This window comes from Pseudomonas sp. JV245A (assembly GCF_032424515.1).
GTDB classification, from domain to species: domain Bacteria; phylum Pseudomonadota; class Gammaproteobacteria; order Pseudomonadales; family Pseudomonadaceae; genus Aquipseudomonas; species Aquipseudomonas protegens.
Genome location: NZ_VYKE01000582.1, coordinates 1 through 373 on the forward strand (window position 1 = coordinate 1; position 373 = coordinate 373).

Consider the following 373-nt stretch of genomic DNA (forward strand, 5'->3'; position numbering starts at 1 on the left):
CACCTGCGACACCTTTACCGCCGGCCTGCAGACCGACGACTTCGACCTCAAAAGCGCGCCAACCTTCGTTGGCCTGCCGGTGCCGGGCACCGAGTTCAAGGTCTGCGACTTCGACAGCGGCGCCCTGCTGCCCCTGGGCTCCGAGGGCGAGTTGTGCGTGCGCAGCCCTTCCCTGCTGCAGGGTTACTGGCAGCGCCCGGAGGCGTCCGCGGCGGCCCTGCGCGACGGCTGGCTGCACACCGGTGACCTGGGGCAGATCACCGGACAAGGGTTTATCCGCTACCTGGGCCGGCGCAAGGAAATGCTCAAGGTCAATGGCATGAGCGTGTTTCCCAGCGAGCTGGAGGCGCTGTTCGGCCAGCACCCGCAGGTG

At 67.8% G+C, this 373-nt stretch carries 1 protein-coding gene; it reads left to right on the forward strand.

Annotated features, from left to right (window positions below):
- Positions 1-373, forward strand: a 373-nt coding sequence (locus F6S12_RS33140) for an AMP-binding protein (RefSeq protein WP_315870037.1), incomplete at both ends; no start/stop codon positions are given.